A 17,710-nucleotide genomic window follows, 5' to 3' on the forward strand; every position below is an offset into this window, starting at 1 on the left:
AAAAAGTTATCAACAAGTTGTTAGACTCAACAAAACTATATATCTTTGTGCTACTCAAAAGAAACAATCTTAAAATGAAAAAAACGATTCTAATCACTGGAGGTGCGGGCTTTATAGGCTCACACGTTGTCCGGTTATTTGTCACAAAATATCCGGATTATCAAATAATTAATCTTGACGCCTTAACTTATGCAGGCAACCTGGAAAATCTTAAAGATATTGCCGAAGCTTCAAACTACAAATTTGTGAAAGGCGACATCACCGACGAGAAGTTTATAACCGAATTATTTGCAACTTATAAGTTTGACGGAGTAGTACATCTTGCTGCCGAGTCTCACGTCGACAGATCAATTACCGATCCTTTTGCTTTTATCCGAACAAATGTATTCGGAACTGCAAACTTATTAAATGCTGCTAAGGAAGCATGGAAAGGCGATATGACAGGAAAAAGGTTCTACCATATTTCTACTGACGAAGTTTATGGTTCTTTAGGCGAAACAGGTTTCTTTACCGAAGAAACAGCTTATGATCCACGCAGCCCATACTCTGCTGCTAAAGCCAGTTCAGACCATTTTGTGAGAGCTTATCATCACACATACGGTTTACCTGTAGTATTATCCAACTGTTCTAACAACTACGGAGCTAATCATTTCCCCGAAAAGCTTATTCCGCTTTCAATAAACAATATCAAAAATAATCGTCCCATTCCTATTTATGGAAAAGGTGAGAATGTTCGCGATTGGCTATGGGTTAATGACCATGCCCGAGCAATCGACACTATTTTCCACAACGGCGTGGTAGGTGAAACCTACAATATCGGAGGAAACAATGAATGGACTAATATTGACCTTATACGTGAACTTTGCAAAATCATGGATAAGAAATTAGGTCGCGAGCCAGGCGAATCGGCTAAGCTGATTACATTTGTAAAAGATCGTGCCGGACACGATTTACGCTACGCTATTGACTCAAGTAAATTGCAGCGCGAGCTTGGATGGAAACCTTCGCTTCAGTTTGAGGAAGGATTAGAAAAAACAGTCGACTGGTATCTGGCTAACCAAGAATGGATGGATAATATCGTAAATGGCGATTATCAAAAATATTACGAAAAACAATATACAGAAAGATAAAAACCAAACATAAAAAAAATGCGGGCTAATCTGAAAACTGATTAGCCCGCATTTTTTATATGTTATCTCGACATTCGACTTTTCATTACTTTGGAGCTGTATTATACAAATAAATACCCACTAACAGAAACACCACATTAGGAATCCATACGGCAGCAAAAGCCGACATGCTGCCATTCACCGAAAATGATGTTGACATAGCTGAAAACAGTATATATATAGCACTCAATGCCAAACCTACTCCCAAGTGCAATCCCATACCTCCGCGCACCTTTCTTGAAGATAAAGATACACCTATCAACGTCATAATGAAAGCTGCCAGCGGCATTGAAAACCTTTTATAATAATCATCTTCAAACAACTTTATATTCCCAACGCCACGTTCACGTTGCCGTTTCAAGTAACTCCCCAACTTAACAATACTCATTTGAGGAGCCTCAGCAGCAGTTATATAAAATTCTTCCGGCTGCACCATTATAGTTGTATCTTTACTGATTCCCTTCGTGATTTGTTCGCGCATACCATTAAAGTCCCGTTGCAAATAATTAGAAATTTTCCAACTGTATAACGAATCCCAGGTTATAGTCTCCGCAGTCAATCTCGAAGCAAGCGTTTTTCCCTCAAACTTTTCAAGTGAAAACTGATAGCCAGTATTATTAGACACTTCGAAGCGACCAATATACATAATAACACCTTTTGCTACTTCCATCTGCAGATTAGTAGCATTACTTTGCTTTATTTGTCGAACATATTTATCCTCAAAATCGAGCATTTTTTTGGTTCCATGCGGGATAACAAAACCACCCAGTGTAAAAGAAATAGTTGCAATCACCGCTGCTGAAATCATGTAGGGAAGCATCAAACGCCGAAAACTAACACCGCTCGACAGGATAGCAATGATCTCTGTGTTCGTTGCCATTTTAGAAGTGAAGAAAATTACGGCAATAAACGTAAACAAAGGGCTGAACATATTCATATAAAACGGAATAAAGTTCAGGTAATAATCTAAAACAATGGCTTTTAACGGTGCATTATGGCTAACAAAATTATCAAGCTTTTCTGTAATGTCGAACACAACAGAAATGCTCAAAATAAGTACAATAGAAAAGAAGTATGTACCCAGAAACTTCTTAATTATATAGGTATCAATTCTTTTTAAGCCGAACGTACGAAAACTGATTTTTTTCATTTCTATTGATTACATGACTATTTTTTATAATCTTCTTCCCAATTGCTCTACCATCCCCCTCTTCCACGAAGAGAAATCTCCGGCTTGAATATGGCTTCTGGCCTCTCCTACCAACCACAAATAGAAGGCCAAATTGTGTATAGAGGCTATTTGCAAGGCAAGATATTCTTTGCTGATAAAAAGATGGCGCAAATACGCCTTTGAATATGCTTTGTCTACGTATGAAGTTCCAAATTCATCCAATGGAGAAAAATCATTCTTCCACTTTTCATTTTTCATGTTCATTATACCCTGAGAGGTAAACAGCATTCCGTTTCGTCCGTTTCGGGTCGGCATCACACAGTCAAACATATCAACTCCACGTTCTATCGCCTCCAAAATATTCTGAGGTGTACCCACACCCATCAAATAACGAGGTTTATCCTTTGGCAATATTTCATTCACTACCTCAATCATTTCATACATGATTTCAGTAGGCTCACCTACCGCCAATCCGCCAATGGCATAACCTTCACGATGTTGCGAGGCAATAAATTCTGCTGACTGTCGGCGTAATTCCGGATATACACAGCCTTGAACTATAGGGAAATAGGTTTGCGAATAACCATATTTCGGTTCGGTCTGATCAAATCGATTAAGTCCTCGTTCCAACCATCTATGAGTTAGCTCCATAGACTTTTTTGCATAGGCAAAATCTGCGGTTCCGGGCGTACATTCATCAAAAGCCATGATAATGTCAGCACCTATTATTCTCTGAATATCAACTACATTTTCCGGCGTAAAAAGATGCTTGCTTCCATCAATGTGCGAACGAAAGGTTGCGCCTTCTTCTTTCAATTTTCTGTTTCCGGAAAGTGAAAACACCTGGTAACCACCGCTGTCTGTCAGAATCGGTTTGTCCCAGCCATTAAATTTATGCAATCCTCCTGCGCGTTCAAGCGTATCGATTCCCGGTCGTAAATATAAGTGATATGTATTTCCAAGGATAATCTGCGCTTTAATGTCCTCTTTCAACTCATGAAAATGAACGGCTTTTACTGAAGCTACCGTACCAACAGGCATAAAGATAGGAGTTTCGATCACACCATGATCTGTAGTTATTTTTCCTGCCCGTGCATTTGAATTTGGGTCGGTATGCTGTATTTCAAAAGTCATTGATAATTTGTTTTTTAGCTTTATTTCGCAGCGGCTCTCTCTAATTTGATTTCCACTCTTTCAGAATTCAATCTTTCAATTCTACCCGATAACCTACTCCAGTCAAATTTAAAGAAATATTGGGTGTTAAATTGATCAATACAGGAACTCTTACTTCCTAGAGAATTTCTATTCCTATTATAAATCGGGATATCTGCGATATCAGTCTAGCAAGAAAACCGAATTTGATACGATAAAGCAGATGTGAGAAGTAACGATGAAGCTCAATTACTTTACAATCCTGTATAAAATGAAGATTGAATTCTTTTTTGTTGCAGGATCGTTCTTGTAAATAACTTTTATATCATCAAACATTTTATCCTGCATTTCAAGGTTCACACACCCTGAATAAAATTCTCTAGTATCTTTTGTCCTACTTCTCCTGATTTTTCAGGATGAAATTGAACTGCGTAAAAATTATTCTTGTGTACCGCAGAACTGTATTCTTTGGTATAATCCGTTCGGGCAATTGCATTATCGCAACTTTCAACATAATAACTATGAACAAAATACATATAAGCGTTTTCTGCAACTCCCCGAAAAAGATCAGATTTCAGATTCGTTATATTATTCCAACCAATTTGAGGTATCTTTAAACCCGTTGACGGAAAGAGTTTTACTTTTTGATCAAAAATACCGAGGCATTGTGTGTCGTTTTCTTCTGAATGTGCACACATCAGTTGCATGCCTAGACAAATTCCCAGAACCGGCTGGGTTAGCGAGCAAATCAGTTTATCCAATCCTTTATCTTTCAAATACTTCATTGCAGACGATGCTTCACCTACGCCCGGAAAAATTACTCGATCGGCCGATCGTATTTCATCGTGGTCATCAGTCACTATAGCATTAACACCTATACGTTCTAACGCAAAAAGCACCGAGCGGATATTCCCTGCATTGTATTTTATTATAACGACTTTCATTGATTGTTTCTAAAAATTTGAAATCTATAAAACCAAAACTAATAAGTTTATAAAGTTCAGAAAAGTGCAAGTATCCGGACCTTATGAAACTACTTATTAAAAGGAATCAGATTAATTTATTAGTGGCTGTATCCGGAAATATAATAGCCGGCTTAAAGGTGCGAGCTTCTTCCATCTCCATCATTGCAAAAGCCATGATGATAACAACATCTCCAGGCTGTACTTTTCTGGCAGCTGCACCGTTCAGACAAATTACGCCGGAACCACGTTTACCGGGAATAACATAAGTTTCAAAGCGCTCGCCATTATTATTATTTACAATACTTACTTTCTCGTTTGCAATCACATTTGCTGCATCCATCAAATCCTCATCAATCGTAATACTTCCAATATAATTCAAATTAGCCTCTGTTACGGATACTCTATGAATCTTAGATTTTACAATGTGTACTAACATATTATTCCTGTTTTTGGTATACTATTCTTAAATAGTTACCATATATATTTTAAATTATTTATTCCCTGACTAAGAATTATATCTTATATTATCTATCAATCTTACTTCCCCGCAAAAAACAGCAATACATCCAACAGCAGATTCAGACCAAGAATCAACAGATTGAAGTGTAGAAGAGTTTACAATTTCGTAATATTCAACTTCTAAACCGGGAACTTTGTTTATTTTATCAACGACCCAAAGAATCAGTTCGTTTGGGTTCATTTGAGCCGCAAAGTTACGACTTTCAAACAGAACTTTAGATATTTCCACTGCATTTTTCCGCTGATCGGCAGTTAGGCGCTCGTTTCTGCTGCTCATTGCAAGGCCTGAAGGTTCGCGAACAATCGGACAATCGATTATATTTATGTCGAAATTTAAAGCTTTCACCATATGATGAATGATAGCCAATTGCTGAAAATCTTTTTCTCCGAAATAGGCATTGTCAGGCTGAACCAGTTGGAATAGCTTACTTACAATCTGTACTACTCCATTAAAATGACCCGGACGAAACTTGCCCTCCATCACAGTATCCAAACCATTAAAATCAAATTCAAACTGCTCAGTTAATTCATTTGAGGCATAAATCTCATCTGCTTCCGGTGAAAAAATCAATTTACAACCAGCTTTTTGGAGCATTTCGGCATCACGTTCCAAACTTCGGGGATATTTCTCCAGATCAGCAACATTATTAAACTGAGTCGGGTTTACAAAAACACTGACAATACAAACATCATTTTCTGCCACGCAACGCTCAACAAGTGCTTTATGACCATCGTGTAACGCACCCATCGTAGGCACAAATCCTATTTTTTTTCCTGCAGCTTTAAGCAATTGAATTTCAGCTGATATTTCAGCTTTCTTTCGAATTATTTTCATTATCTCATTATTGTTTTTTGACAGCAAAAATCCGAGAATTTACCGTCAGTAAAAATTGCGTGCAAAAGTAGTAAAACTTATTTGTATATTCATTCATTACGCTCATTTATACAATACAACTACGCATTTCGTTCTATCATAGTATGCCTATATCCAACAATATAACTTATAAGTCTATTTAAATCAAAACATGCCGATACTGCAACTTGCATTATCTTGGTTAAACTTTTATAAATAGACCCCGACCTAAAACACTCACGCAACCAAGAGCAGAGGGATAATAAACTGACTTATTGAGCTATAATCATTTTCAATGCAATTATGTTTTTTGTATAAGTTCTTTTTCTAATAAGTCTAGTTAACAGTTAGCGATTTACGTCTTGTTTATATCCGATTTTTTTTATATATCTTTGCATAACGAAAATTATATCAAAAGCATCTGAATAGTAGAGCATGAAAAAAATTACAAAAGTCTTGTATATTTCGCAAGAAATATTCCCTTATTTGCCAGAATCAGAATTGTCGAATATGGGTAGATATTTACCACAAGCGGTACAAGACAGGGGAAGGGAAACCCGCACTTTTATGCCAAAATTTGGAGCGGTTAATGAACGAAGGAACCAATTACATGAAGTTATCAGATTATCAGGAATGAATTTGATAATCGATGACACAGATCATCCGTTAATTATTAAAGTAGCTTCCATTCAGTCGGCCCGAATGCAGGTATATTTTATTGATAATGATGACTATTTTCATCGTAAAAACACTATTGCCGACGAAAACGGTGAAGAGTATCAAGATAACGATGAAAGAACGATATTCTTTGTACGGGGAGTTATGGAAACAGTAAAAAAACTCCGTTGGACTCCCGATGTTATTCATTGTCAAGGCTGGATGACCGCATTAGCTCCATTATACATAAAAAAAGCATACAACGACGATCCGTTTTTTAAACACTCAAAAGTGGTTTATTCCATTTTTAATGATGATTTCAAAAATCCGTTTCGTGATTTATTTGCCGAAAGATTGTTACTCGAAGGAATAGAAAAGAAGCATGTTGTTCAGGTGAAAGATAAAATAATAGATTTTGTAGCCCTGTCTAAATTAGCTATTGATTATTCTGATGCGGTAATTCAATCCAGTCCGGTAGTCAATCAAAAAGTACTGGATTACATTGCATCTGAAAATGTAAAATTTCTACCGTTCCAATCGGGCGATGATTATGCCGATGCTTATGTTCAATTTTATGACAGCCTTTAGTCAACAATAAATTTTTCAAGAGTTTTTTAATTTTCAATTCAGTAAATTTTTCTTCATTTTACATGAAATATTATCAATTTATTCTGCTGTATCTATTGTCTTTGCTTGCTTACTCTTGCTCGGATGGTATTTCAAACATGGGCTCCGGCATTCAACCTTCAACTGATCAGATAAAAATCGGAACCGATACATTTCACGTATCTACTGAAAATGTGTTCGTAGATTATATAAACTCACGACCAGACTCTTTTTTGCTTGGCAACTTTTACGACTCAAAATTCGGTTCAACACAAGCCGAAATTTTGGCTCAGCTAAATTGTCCTGAAGGTTTTAAATTTCCGCCAAACGCTCAGCCAGATTCTGCCGTAGTTATACTGAAATATAAGACATGGTTTGGATATTCTTCTTCACCAATGTCTATAAATCTGTATGAAATGACTAAAAACACGTTTAATTATTCTGATTTATTTCCATCCAATATAGATCCATCGTTTTATACAGATTTATCAAAACCACTGAAATACAGAATATTTACGGCAAAAGAACCGAAAAATACAAGGATAGACACCACCGCTATTAGATTCAAACTATCAAATGACTTTGTTCAACGCTTTTTTGATGATACTCATTACTCAAGCACTACAAAATTCCTCGACTTTTTTAAAGGAATATACTTAACTACAAATTTTGGAGCTTCAACCTTGTTGAACATTGAACGTATAGCAATGCTCTATCATTATCACTACACCTACACTACTAAGAACATTAGCGGTGGAGATTCAATCGTGAAAGTCAAGAGCTATCTAGTCTTCCCTGCTAACCAGGAAGTACGTCAGGTGAACAGAATACAACACAACGACAGAGCTACGGTTGTTCAAAATCGGGACACTGTAAATTACATTTCGTCTCCAGCGAACATATACACCAAAGTAACTGTTCCGTTAAGCAGAATTCAGCAGCGGTTAAAAGGAGGTGTGAATGGCAAAGCACTATCAGTAAACAGCGCCATACTTAAAGTAGAGATTACCGAGATGCAACTTGACACAGCCTCCCAACACCCAGTTCCTAAATATCTCCTGTTGATTAAAGAGTCTTCGAAAAACCGCTTTTTCAAAAACAGAGAACTACCTTCGGATACATGCGCTATTAAAGGAGACTTTAGCTACAAGCAGGTAGGAACTTCCGGAGTATACAAATACTATTACTCTTTCAATCTGGCGAGTCTGATAGTGAAAGAGATAAAAAATGCTGCCGCCAAAGGAAAAGCTCCTGATGATAAACTGCAATTGCTTATACTCCCTATCAAAGTGGCAACTTCAACCAGCTCAAGCGGTGTAACTTCATATACTTCCGTTAAAGAGGATTATGAGATGAGTGGCATCACTATACGAAGTGGAAAAGAAATAAATCCTAATAGTGGAAATAAAGTCACCATGCCAATGCACTTAGACGTTGTGTATAGCGGATTTTAAAGCACATATAAATTCACAAAAAAAGCAGCTAAAATTATTTAGCTGCTTTTTTTGTTCGAATAAATTCTATTTTTGTCTGATAAATATCTGTATCGGAGTTCCGGTAAAATCATATTTTGCCCGAATCTTATTTTCCAAAAACCTGCGATAAGGGTCTTTCACATACTGTGGCAAGTTAGCAAAGAACAAGAATGTAGGGATCTGAGTATTTGGAAGCTGCGTTACGTATTTAATTCTGATAAATTTACCTTTCAACGCCGGTGGTGGGTAATTTTCAATAGCAGGTAACATGTACTCATTCAGCTTAGCTGTCGGTATTTTCCGTTGTTTATTTTCATAAACCTCAACAGCGGTTTCCAAGACTTTCAAAATACGTTGCTTGGTGGTAGCCGAAGTGAAAATTATCGGAAAATCCACAAAAGGAGCAAGTCTTTCACGAATAGTAGCTTCATATTTTTTAATGTCATTGGATTCCTTGTTTTCTATCAAATCCCACTTATTTACACAAACAATAAAGCCTTTTCTATTCTTTTGAATAAGCGAGAAGATATTCAAATCCTGGCTTTCGATGCCGCGTGTAGCATCAATCATCAAAATACAAACATCACAGTTTTCTATGGCGCGAATGGAACGTACTACCGAGTAATATTCCAAGTCCTCATTTACTTTTGCTTTCTTTCGGATACCTGCTGTATCAACAAGGTAGAAGTCATGTCCAAACTTATTGAAACGAGTGTAAATCGAGTCTCGCGTTGTTCCTGCAATATCAGTAACGATCGTTCTCTCCTCTCCCACAAAAGCATTTATTATGGAAGATTTACCGGCATTAGGTCTGCCCACAACAGCAAAACGAGGTAGTTCCTCTTCAAGATCGTCGGAAAAATCCGGTTTAAAATACGTAAGCAGTTTATCCAGAAAATCACCGGTTCCCAATCCATTGATAGCCGATATCATATGTGGTTCGCCTAAACCCAGTTTATAAAACTCGGCAACACCATACTGCCATTCAAAAGTATCAGCCTTGTTGGAAACCAACATTACAGGCTTGGTTTGTCCACGCAATATCTGAGCCACTTCCAAATCATAGTCAGTTATTCCATTTTGTATATCGACCAAGAACAAAATAACATCTGCCTCTTCTATGGCCAATACTACATGTCGCTTTATTTCACCTTCAAACACATCCGATGAGTTTATAACCCATCCGCCTGTATCGATAACTGAAAATTCGCGGCCTTCCCATTCGCATTTACCATACTGGCGATCGCGAGTAGTACCTGCTTCATCATTTACTATGGCTCTACGACTTTTCGTGAGCCGGTTAAAAAGGGTCGATTTTCCCACGTTGGGGCGCCCTACAATTGCTACAATATTTCCCATTGTTTTTATATATCTAATAAGTTAGATATTTACATTCCTTTCATTTGTTTCAGTCCGTTTTTTCTCAAAACCGAACAGCGGGTGCAAATATTTTGGGTGCAAAGGTACGGAAATTAATCAATAACCCAATGAATATATTGCTTTGCAGAACTATTTCGGAAATATATCTATTTTTGTATAAATTCAAATGCAGTGATTTTGAATATATTAATTGTAGTCCATTTTAGTTTCGTTTGACTTTCTCAGAAATATCAATAGAAGCACTTGCAGAATATAAAAAAAGCAGTATCTTTGCAACGCTTTTGGAGAAAGGCATTTTAATCCGAATGTAACATTCGGGCGTTTAGCTCAGCTGGTTCAGAGCATCTGCCTTACAAGCAGAGGGTCGGCGGTTCGAATCCGTCAACGCCCACGTAAAATTCTATATCACAAAACACACATTTCGGGCGTTTAGCTCAGCTGGTTCAGAGCATCTGCCTTACAAGCAGAGGGTCGGCGGTTCGAATCCGTCAACGCCCACACCATAGAAGATCGTACATTAATTGTACGATCTTTTTTTATTGATACAACCTCTGAAAACAAAATAAAGGCTGGATTAAATTAATCCAGCCTTTATTAGTAGTACAAGCAGTAAGTTTGTGTATCGTTAGAATTTCACTGATACTCCGGCTAAGAAATTGATACCAGCTTGTGGATAACAACCAAAATAATTATTAACCGGTGAATTCTTATCATAAACAGGATTCGCCGGGTCAGCCGAAATGGTAGGAGCACTCCAAGCATTGCTTAGATACATCTTATTGAATAAATTATTTACCAACACGGTAAAATTCAACTCTCTGATACCTTTTACCGGCAAAGAATATGATAAACGAAGGTTATTCACCAGATAATCTGGTAACCGACGCTCAGCAAGACCTGTATTATCAACGTATTGCTTACCAACATAGATTGATTGGAGAGCTGCTTCAAAATCACCTTTTGTAAAAGTAATCATACTATTTGCCAACAAATCAGGTGTAAATGCAATTGGGGTAGAATGATACAAGTTAGTTACACTTTGTCCGGTTGGGTTCCAGTTTTCATCAACAACATTTACCGTTTCGACAAAATCGACTATACGATTATGACTAAGTGTAGCTGTGACATCCCAACGTAAAAAATCAAACGGCTTAACACTTCCGAGCAGTTCTATACCTGAACGATAACTTGTGGGTATATTCTCCGTCAGAGCCTCACCGATATCGTTTATTTTCCCTGTCAGAACCAACTGATTGTGATAATACATAAAATACGCGTTAGCACCTACAGAAAGAACAGAATTATGAAACTTATAACCTAATTCGGTATCATACAATGTCTCGTGCGTAGGCCATGTAGAAGCAGTACCATCAGTATAATTTGTACGGGTTGGCTCACGATGAGCAATAGCCACAGATCCAAAAAAGTCATTTTTATCATTCGGACGATAAAACAAACCGGCTTTGGGATTAAAGAAATTAAACTTTTTATTTACATCCAACACCTGCATGGCCGAAATAGCATCATTCCACTCATCATTAGTTCCCTGAAGCTTGTAAGTCACTCTACGATATTGTAAGTCCGCATAGACATTAAGCTTTGTGGACAATTCATAATTTGCTTTTAAATACAAATTACCATCCCACTTAGATACTGAACTCCTATAGTATTCTGAATTTGGCAGTAAGTTTTCAGTATAATTTTTTACCCAAATAACCTCTCCCCAATGATTTCCCCAATAATTATTCAAAGCTCCTCCAAATTGTGCATTTAGCTTATCTTTTTTATAATTAAAAGAAAAAATACTTCCGGCGAAATCATTGCCCATCTTTTTCTGACGAACCAAATCTGTATAATCAATAACCGATCCATTCAACCTAAATGATTTCAAACCATACGTTTTCAGGACTGCATCACGTTTGTATTCTTCGTAATATCCATCGCCGCGTGTATAGTGCAATCCAGCGTTCAAGCTTAACTCCGGCGAAAACACATGCGCTACTAGCAATTGATAGTTAGTCTGTAGATAATTATCTGTCTGATTTTTATAGTAAAGCGGATTTCCATTGGCATCTTTCCCCATATATCCGCAAGGATTATATGTTCGTGGATATTCTAATTTTGGCAACGCGTATGAATCAATTCCATCCCACGCATGATATGTTTGCTCTTTACCTCCAAATGTCAGGAACTTTACAGTGGTATTCTCTGCATAATACCCTGCCTGAACAAAATACGACTTCATATCAACCCAACCACGATCAATATATCCATCCGATTTCACCGATGAAAGCCGTGTATCAATAGCCCAATGACCGTTTATCAAGCCAGAACTGGCTTTCACAGATTCCTTCAACGTATTGAAGGAACCTCCAGACAGACTTAGTTCTGCCGAGGGTTTTCGCGCATAATTATCAGTCTGCAAATTTATGTTTGCTCCAAAAGCACCTGCACCGTTGGTTGAAGTTCCTACTCCGCGTTGCACCTGAACACTTTCGACTGAAGTTGTAAAGTCAGGTATATCAACCCAGTAGGCACCTTGCTCATCCGGATCGTTATACGGAATACCATTTATCGTCACATTGATACGCGATGCATCCGTTCCCCTGATACGAAAGTTAGTGTATCCGATTCCGGTTCCGGCATCGGATGATGCTACGAACGAAGGAGTCTGAGCCAGCAGATAAGGAATATCCTGCCCCAAATTCGTTTTGGACAGCGTTTCTTTATCAAGATTAGTGTAAGCCACCGGCGATTTATCCGTGGCTCGAAGCGAAGTTACCGTTATTTCGCCCAACAAATTGCTCTTTTGAGTAAGCTTGACAATAACATCGCTATCCACTGAAACTTTGAGCTTAATTGCGTCATAACCTGTATATGAAACCTTCAGATTAAAATTTTCGCCCTTTAATTTCTCAAAATAGAAAGAACCATCCTTTGCAGAAGTTTGTACTTGATGGTTATTCAGAATTAAAACAGTTGCTCCTACCAGAGCATTTCCATTCTCGTCCAACACTTTTCCTTTAATAGTGTGTTGGCCAAAGGCCATAACAGCCGTAAACAGCATAAATACTGCAATAAAAATTTGTCTCATAACAATTTATTAGTTTAAATAATAATTTGGTTTTGAGAGCCTAATAAAAAAAATACCGATGATTGTAGCTTATTCCCTTCGCGGAATTACCCGTGCAGGTTCAAAGGGTATGATCTCAGCCCGAAATATTAAGGCACCCCATTGTTGTTTGTATCTTCAAACGCATGAGAATCTCATTTGTTCGAAGTTAGTATGTTTAAAAAGAAAGAAAAACAACCCTGGAAGCGAGTCGAATTCCTTTCGGAGGACAAAGGTAAGATATTTTTGTGGAAAATAGAAATTAGTTAATAGAAAACTGGAACGATGGAATAAACTAGGTTTCCATGTTTATGAAACATAGTAAAGTAATCTTCAACAATAATTTACCGATGACAGATGCATGAAATTATCCTGCCCAACCTTCTCTGTCCAGATTTCGATAATTGATAGCTTCAGCAATATGATTGGAAAGAATTTGTTCAGAGTCATCCAAATCGGCTATTGTACGAGCCACTTTAATAATTCTGTCGTAAGCTCTGGCTGATAAATTTAGTCGTTGCATGGCATTTTTCAATAATTCCGAACTCGCTTTATCTATTTGCGCAAAAGTACGCATTTGCTTAGAAGACATTTGAGCATTGCAATATACTCCATCAACATCTTTAAATCTTTGTTCCTGAACCTGACGTGCTTTCATAACTCTATCCCGTACAGCTTCACTACTTTCAGCATCCTTCATTTCAGACAGTTTCTCGAAAGGTACAGGAACTATTTCAATGTGAATATCAATTCTATCCAGCAACGGTCCGGAAATACGACTCAGATATTTTTGAACCACACCAGGAGCACAAACACAATCGCGTTCAGGATGATTATAATATCCGCACGGACAGGGATTCATAGAAGCTACCAACATAAAACTAGCTGGATACTCAATGGCAAATTTAGCGCGCGAAATACATATCTTACGATCTTCAAGAGGCTGGCGCATGACTTCCAGAACTGTCCGCTTAAATTCGGGCAATTCGTCAAGAAAAAGGACTCCATTATGTGCCAGCGATATTTCACCGGGCTGCGGAAAAGTACCGCCTCCCACCAAGGCAACATCAGAAATTGTATGATGGGGGCTTCTAAAAGGGCGCTGAGAAATCAGAGAAGTATTGCTGTCTATATTCCCTACAACCGAGTGAATCTTTGTAGTTTCAAGTGCTTCATGCAAAGTCAGTGGAGGCAAAATAGTCGGAATTCGCTTGGCCAACATGGATTTTCCGGCACCCGGAGGGCCAACCATAATTATGTTATGACCACCTGCAGCCGCTACCTCTAACGCTCGTTTTACACTCTCCTGCCCTTTCACATCAGCAAAGTCGATTTCCGATAAATTCAAGTTCGTGAAAAACTCTTCCCTGGTATTGACAATCGTAGGTTCCAGTGTGGAATTACCATTAAAAAAATCGATAACTTCGGTAATGTTTTCTACTCCGTAAACATCCAGATTATTTACCACAGCTGCTTCTCTGGCGTTTTGCTTAGGGAGAATAAAACCTTTAAAACCCTCCTCTCTTGCTTTAATGGCTATGGGTAGAACACCTTTTATTGGCTGTAAACTTCCATCCAATGACAGTTCGCCCATTATCACAAATCGTTCCGACTCCTCCGATTTTACCGTTTCAGCACCAGCTAATATCCCTATAGCCAAAGGCAAATCATAAGCCGAACCTTCTTTTCGAATATCAGCCGGAGCCATATTAATCACAATTTGCTTGCGTGGCAACTTATAACCGGTGTATTCAAGTGCCGACGCAATCCGCTCATGACTCTCCTTTACTGCATTATCGGGCAAGCCAACATGCATGAACCTTATTCCCTGACTTACATTAACTTCGATAGTGACTATTGTGGCATTTATTCCCTGAACAGCTGAACCAAAGGTTTTTACTAACATAGCAGACTGATTTAAAATAGGTTTATAAAGATATATAGCGTGCTAAAAAGCATACCCTACATTCAATGACAACGGCACTTTTACTGCAGCATTTTGAGGATAAACATTTCCATTAGAATAATGTCCGATTTTTATTTCTGCATTCCAGTTACGTTTTTCTCCAAAAAATGCACCTACCCCCATGTTATCCTGAAATGTAAAATGAGCACCAGTATCATTTCCATCAATTATCACTTTGGATATATAGGTAGGACCAGCAACAGAATAATAGAAATATGCATCCAATGGTTTTGTATGCAGGAAATTAAACCTACCTACCGGGAAAACAGACAAAGTAAAGAAATTCTCTTTATTCGGATTACTTAAACCGGCCCCAACACCTTTAGTTTTCCAAGTGGCGGCTGTAACTCCCCAGTCCAAAGCAAAATACTTAGCTGAATGAAAAATATTACGCTGATAAGTGAACGTTAAACCTCTGTATACTTCAGCATCACCACCCCAAAAAAGAACGGCTTTCTCTAAAGCATTATTGACGCCATATCCCAGCGCATTACTCGCGTAGCCTATTTGTATCCATTGTTTAGGATTAATATAACCTGTTTCAGCAGCTTTTTTTAGTTTTTTCTCTGATACAGGGCTCAGTTTATAATTAAAACCTGCCGATAAGAAGTTGGTTGCAGGTTGATTTACAGAAGTTTTTTTAGGGCTGTACGTTGTGCTTAGCAGTAACCGCCAGTTATCGTTTATGTGATAATTAATACCGCCGCCGAATAAAACCGTTGCGTAGTTTACACCTGAAATAATTGGTGTTTCGTCCAGTGCCTTAAACCCATGGCGAGTGACTATGCCTAAACCGAATTCTCCATTTAATGAAAAACGCTTATTTATTGGCAGTTGCGGCCTAAGCGTTAGTCCACCAACATTCATCCACACTGAACTTCTTACGTTTTGTTCAAGACCTCGGTCATAATAATAAAACACCCAGGACACAGGTCGCATATAAGTAAGCTGAGCCGAAAGATATTTATTAAACTCGTACCCGTAAAGAACCAACCTAACAGCAGCATGATTCACCGTAACTGACCTAAAGTTATAACCGGCAGGCGCCTGAAACTGTGCAGCACCAAAATCATAATTTATTGATCCTACACTAACGCCAAAATACGCGTTGCGCAAAGCCAAAGGCAGTTGAGCTCGCTCATCCTGAGCAATTACAGAAATCGAACCAAATAATAAAACCAAAAACAGACTGACTTGAAAAACTCTTAATCTCATTGTATTGAATAACGTATAAATAAATTGCCAACACCAATCATGATAATAATGAGGTGTATTTCTCTGCAAAAATAGTTAATAAATTTAATATCTTATCTATATCGCCTCAAATTTATTCTAACTTTTCAAAATTATGCTGTCAGGTCAGGATAATATAAAACAAAATCGCTATAACAACTAGTGTTATAGCGATTTAAATAAGAATCAGATTAATAAGAAATTAAGCTTTCTCTGACAAGTAACTTGCAATTCCTTCCTGTGTAGCTACCAAAGCTTTCTCACCTTTCTTCCAGTTGGCAGGACAAACCTCACCATACTCTTCAGTAAACTGCAAAGCATCAATGAGACGTAGTACCTCATCAACATTACGTCCTAAAGGTAAGTCATTTACCAATTGGTGACGAACAACACCTTGTTTATCAATTAAGAATAGACCACGATAAGCTTTTGGTTCGCCTACGAATGATTCATTTCCTTCTTCATCGTATTCTTCCGAACCGATCAAGACATCATAATTCTTTGAAATTGAAAGGTTTTGATCAACAACCAACGGGTAAGTTACTCCCTGAATACCTCCCTGATTTTGTGGAGTTTGCAACCATTTCCAGTGAGAGAATTCCGAGTCGGTAGATGCACCGATAACAACAGTGTTACGAGCTGCAAACTCTGCTGCTTTATCCTCAAATGCAATTAATTCAGTTGGGCACACAAATGTGAAATCTGCAGGGTAAAAGAAGAAAACTACATACTTTTCTCCTACAAACTGTTCTAGTGAAAAGTTTTCTACAATTTCACCTCCGTTTACTACGGCTTTGCTGTTAAATACAGGCGCTTTTTTTCCTACTAATACTGACATGTTTTTATATTTTTAAATGGTTATTATTTTAATAGTACAAAAATAAGCAGATTATAAATGAATCTATCATAAAAATCGATAGAGTTTTTTTATAGTCGTATAGGAAAAACAAATTAAGGATGAATATGTTCTTATCTTTTATAAATTAATACCGTTGCATAAGCAGCAATTCCCTCTTTTCTACCAACAAAGCCTACTTTTTCAGATGTAGTGGCTTTGATTGATATTGTATCAATATCCACCGTCATCACTTCAGACAAACAACTTTGCATAGTGGGGATATGAGGATTGAGCTTTGGTTCTTCGGCACAAACAGTGCAATCGGCATTTACAAACTCATATCCTTTTTCGCGAATCAAAGACATTGTTCTCCGTAACAAAATCTTACTGTCAATGTTCTTGAAATCGCCCGAAGTATCGGGAAAATGGAATCCAATATCCCGCAAGTTAGCCGCTCCCAACAGCGCGTCGCAAAGAGCGTGAATTAATACATCGGCATCAGAATGCCCTAACAAACCAACCGAATGTTCTATTTTTATACCTCCAAGCCATAATTCACGCTCGGGAGCAAAAACATGAACATCGTAACCAAATCCTACTCGTATATTCATATC

General features: G+C 37.8%; 14 protein-coding genes and 2 tRNA genes. 5 read left to right on the forward strand and 11 right to left on the reverse strand.

Going from position 1 to position 17,710, the window contains the following annotated elements:
- Nucleotides 1-74 precede the first annotated feature (74 nt).
- Nucleotides 75-1,130, forward strand: a complete 1,056-nt coding sequence (gene rfbB / locus PALPR_RS06470; RefSeq protein WP_041620751.1) for a dTDP-glucose 4,6-dehydratase — start codon at nucleotides 75-77, stop codon at nucleotides 1,128-1,130.
- Between the two features lie 85 nt (nucleotides 1,131-1,215).
- Here the strand turns inward: rfbB and PALPR_RS06475 are convergent, their stop codons facing one another.
- The 5 genes from PALPR_RS06475 to panC form a co-directional block, all read right to left on the reverse strand.
- Complete coding sequence (locus tag PALPR_RS06475; protein ID WP_013444813.1) at nucleotides 1,216-2,319, reverse strand: LptF/LptG family permease; 1,104 nt, start codon at nucleotides 2,317-2,319, stop codon at nucleotides 1,216-1,218.
- Between the two features lie 24 nt (nucleotides 2,320-2,343).
- Nucleotides 2,344-3,474 carry a tRNA guanosine(34) transglycosylase Tgt gene (gene tgt, locus PALPR_RS06480; RefSeq protein ID WP_013444814.1) on the reverse strand — a complete coding sequence of 377 codons (1,131 nt, stop codon included), beginning with the start codon at nucleotides 3,472-3,474 and terminating at the stop codon, nucleotides 2,344-2,346.
- A 374-nt stretch (nucleotides 3,475-3,848) separates the two neighbouring features.
- Complete coding sequence (gene hisH / locus PALPR_RS06485) at nucleotides 3,849-4,436, reverse strand: imidazole glycerol phosphate synthase subunit HisH (protein ID WP_013444815.1); 588 nt, start codon at nucleotides 4,434-4,436, stop codon at nucleotides 3,849-3,851.
- 106 nt (nucleotides 4,437-4,542) lie between these two features.
- Nucleotides 4,543-4,893 carry an aspartate 1-decarboxylase gene (gene panD, locus PALPR_RS06490; protein WP_013444816.1) on the reverse strand — a complete coding sequence of 117 codons (351 nt, stop codon included), beginning with the start codon at nucleotides 4,891-4,893 and terminating at the stop codon, nucleotides 4,543-4,545.
- Between the two features lie 69 nt (nucleotides 4,894-4,962).
- Complete coding sequence (gene panC, locus PALPR_RS06495; protein WP_013444817.1) at nucleotides 4,963-5,811, reverse strand: pantoate--beta-alanine ligase; 849 nt, start codon at nucleotides 5,809-5,811, stop codon at nucleotides 4,963-4,965.
- A gap of 453 nt (nucleotides 5,812-6,264) precedes the next feature.
- On the opposite strand from panC, the gene PALPR_RS06500 reads away from it, so the two are divergent.
- Nucleotides 6,265-7,074 carry a glycogen/starch synthase gene (locus tag PALPR_RS06500; RefSeq protein ID WP_013444818.1) on the forward strand — a complete coding sequence of 270 codons (810 nt, stop codon included), beginning with the start codon at nucleotides 6,265-6,267 and terminating at the stop codon, nucleotides 7,072-7,074.
- Nucleotides 7,075-7,136: 62 nt separating this feature from the next.
- Nucleotides 7,137-8,546 carry a DUF4270 domain-containing protein gene (locus tag PALPR_RS06505; RefSeq protein ID WP_013444819.1) on the forward strand — a complete coding sequence of 470 codons (1,410 nt, stop codon included), beginning with the start codon at nucleotides 7,137-7,139 and terminating at the stop codon, nucleotides 8,544-8,546.
- A 66-nt stretch (nucleotides 8,547-8,612) separates the two neighbouring features.
- On the opposite strand, the gene der is transcribed toward PALPR_RS06505, so the two are convergent.
- Entirely contained in the window at nucleotides 8,613-9,926 is a 1,314-nt protein-coding gene (gene der / locus PALPR_RS06510; protein ID WP_013444820.1) for a ribosome biogenesis GTPase Der, read from the reverse strand.
- 337 nt (nucleotides 9,927-10,263) lie between these two features.
- Between der and PALPR_RS06515 the strand changes: the two genes are divergently transcribed.
- Together PALPR_RS06515 and PALPR_RS06520 are read left to right on the forward strand one after the other, a co-directional pair.
- Nucleotides 10,264-10,338: transfer RNA gene (locus tag PALPR_RS06515), tRNA-Val, on the forward strand.
- Between the two features lie 32 nt (nucleotides 10,339-10,370).
- Nucleotides 10,371-10,445, forward strand: a tRNA-Val gene (locus PALPR_RS06520).
- A gap of 127 nt (nucleotides 10,446-10,572) precedes the next feature.
- Here the strand turns inward: PALPR_RS06520 and PALPR_RS06525 are convergent.
- The 5 genes from PALPR_RS06525 to ispF all read right to left on the reverse strand — a co-directional run bounded on the left by PALPR_RS06525 (nucleotide 10,573) and on the right by ispF (nucleotide 17,707).
- A complete protein-coding gene (locus tag PALPR_RS06525) occupies nucleotides 10,573-13,041 on the reverse strand; it encodes a TonB-dependent receptor (protein ID WP_013444821.1) in 2,469 nt (822 codons plus the stop codon).
- A gap of 385 nt (nucleotides 13,042-13,426) precedes the next feature.
- A complete protein-coding gene (locus tag PALPR_RS06530) occupies nucleotides 13,427-14,965 on the reverse strand; it encodes a YifB family Mg chelatase-like AAA ATPase (RefSeq protein WP_013444822.1) in 1,539 nt (512 codons plus the stop codon).
- A 42-nt stretch (nucleotides 14,966-15,007) separates the two neighbouring features.
- Nucleotides 15,008-16,240 carry an acyloxyacyl hydrolase gene (locus tag PALPR_RS06535; RefSeq protein WP_013444823.1) on the reverse strand — a complete coding sequence of 411 codons (1,233 nt, stop codon included), beginning with the start codon at nucleotides 16,238-16,240 and terminating at the stop codon, nucleotides 15,008-15,010.
- A 220-nt stretch (nucleotides 16,241-16,460) separates the two neighbouring features.
- On the reverse strand, nucleotides 16,461-17,096 hold the full coding sequence (locus PALPR_RS06540) for a peroxiredoxin (RefSeq protein ID WP_013444824.1): 636 nt from the start codon (nucleotides 17,094-17,096) through the stop codon (nucleotides 16,461-16,463).
- Nucleotides 17,097-17,227: 131 nt separating this feature from the next.
- The gene (gene ispF, locus PALPR_RS06545) at nucleotides 17,228-17,707 is read right to left on the reverse strand and encodes a 2-C-methyl-D-erythritol 2,4-cyclodiphosphate synthase (protein ID WP_013444825.1); all 480 of its coding nucleotides are present in this window, start codon (nucleotides 17,705-17,707) and stop codon (nucleotides 17,228-17,230) included.
- Nucleotides 17,708-17,710 lie beyond the last annotated feature (3 nt).

This window comes from Paludibacter propionicigenes WB4 (assembly GCF_000183135.1).
Classification (GTDB): Bacteria; Bacteroidota; Bacteroidia; order Bacteroidales; family Paludibacteraceae; genus Paludibacter; species Paludibacter propionicigenes.

Coding starts and splice junctions, on each gene's coding strand:
- rfbB (WP_041620751.1), top strand. CDS start 75: ATGAAAAAAACGATTCTAATCACTGGAGGTGCGGGCTTTATAGGCTCA.
- PALPR_RS06475 (WP_013444813.1), bottom strand. CDS start 2,319: ATGAAAAAAATCAGTTTTCGTACGTTCGGCTTAAAAAGAATTGATACC.
- tgt (WP_013444814.1), bottom strand. CDS start 3,474: ATGACTTTTGAAATACAGCATACCGACCCAAATTCAAATGCACGGGCA.
- hisH (WP_013444815.1), bottom strand. CDS start 4,436: ATGAAAGTCGTTATAATAAAATACAATGCAGGGAATATCCGCTCGGTG.
- panD (WP_013444816.1), bottom strand. CDS start 4,893: ATGTTAGTACACATTGTAAAATCTAAGATTCATAGAGTATCCGTAACA.
- panC (WP_013444817.1), bottom strand. CDS start 5,811: ATGAAAATAATTCGAAAGAAAGCTGAAATATCAGCTGAAATTCAATTG.
- PALPR_RS06500 (WP_013444818.1), top strand. CDS start 6,265: ATGAAAAAAATTACAAAAGTCTTGTATATTTCGCAAGAAATATTCCCT.
- PALPR_RS06505 (WP_013444819.1), top strand. CDS start 7,137: ATGAAATATTATCAATTTATTCTGCTGTATCTATTGTCTTTGCTTGCT.
- der (WP_013444820.1), bottom strand. CDS start 9,926: ATGGGAAATATTGTAGCAATTGTAGGGCGCCCCAACGTGGGAAAATCG.
- PALPR_RS06525 (WP_013444821.1), bottom strand. CDS start 13,041: ATGAGACAAATTTTTATTGCAGTATTTATGCTGTTTACGGCTGTTATG.
- PALPR_RS06530 (WP_013444822.1), bottom strand. CDS start 14,965: ATGTTAGTAAAAACCTTTGGTTCAGCTGTTCAGGGAATAAATGCCACA.
- PALPR_RS06535 (WP_013444823.1), bottom strand. CDS start 16,240: ATGAGATTAAGAGTTTTTCAAGTCAGTCTGTTTTTGGTTTTATTATTT.
- PALPR_RS06540 (WP_013444824.1), bottom strand. CDS start 17,096: ATGTCAGTATTAGTAGGAAAAAAAGCGCCTGTATTTAACAGCAAAGCC.
- ispF (WP_013444825.1), bottom strand. CDS start 17,707: ATGAATATACGAGTAGGATTTGGTTACGATGTTCATGTTTTTGCTCCC.